A 485-nucleotide genomic window follows, 5' to 3' on the forward strand; every position below is an offset into this window, starting at 1 on the left:
TGCACGTACAGGGCTGTTGACACCACCAGGCATTAAATGCTGTGCTTCTTCAAATGCTTGCTTTGATTTTTCATAGCTACGTCCCATTTCAACGTCCTCCTGTCTATCCGTTCTTTATTCTGAGAGCCATTTTGCTGCATCTTTTGCATGATACGTAATGATGAGTTCTGCTCCTGCACGTTTCATGCTTGTCAGCATTTCAAGAACAAGCTCTTTTTCAGAAATCCAGCCATTTTGAGCAGCGGCTTTCACCATCGCATACTCTCCGCTCACATTATAAGCAACAACAGGGAGTGTAAATTCATTTTTCACATCACGCATAATGTCTAAGTAAGAAAGAGATGGTTTAACAATCAAGAAGTCAGCTCCCTCTTCTACATCAGATTGCGCTTCTCTTAGAGCCTCTAAACGGTTTGCAGGGTCCATTTGATATGTTTTACGATCTCCAAACTGCGGTGTACTATGTGCTGCATCACGGAACGGAC

Annotated in this window: 1 pseudogene; it reads right to left on the reverse strand. The window is 43.1% G+C overall.

Annotation, left to right across the window (positions count from 1 at the left end):
* Positions 1-114 precede the first annotated feature (114 nt).
* Positions 115-485, reverse strand: a pseudogene (locus GFC01_RS17965) (porphobilinogen synthase); the annotation flags it as partial.

Origin of the sequence: Desulfofundulus thermobenzoicus, assembly GCF_009428905.1 — a bacterium.
In the GTDB taxonomy this organism is placed as follows: Bacteria; Bacillota; Desulfotomaculia; order Desulfotomaculales; family Desulfovirgulaceae; genus Desulfofundulus_A; species Desulfofundulus_A thermobenzoicus.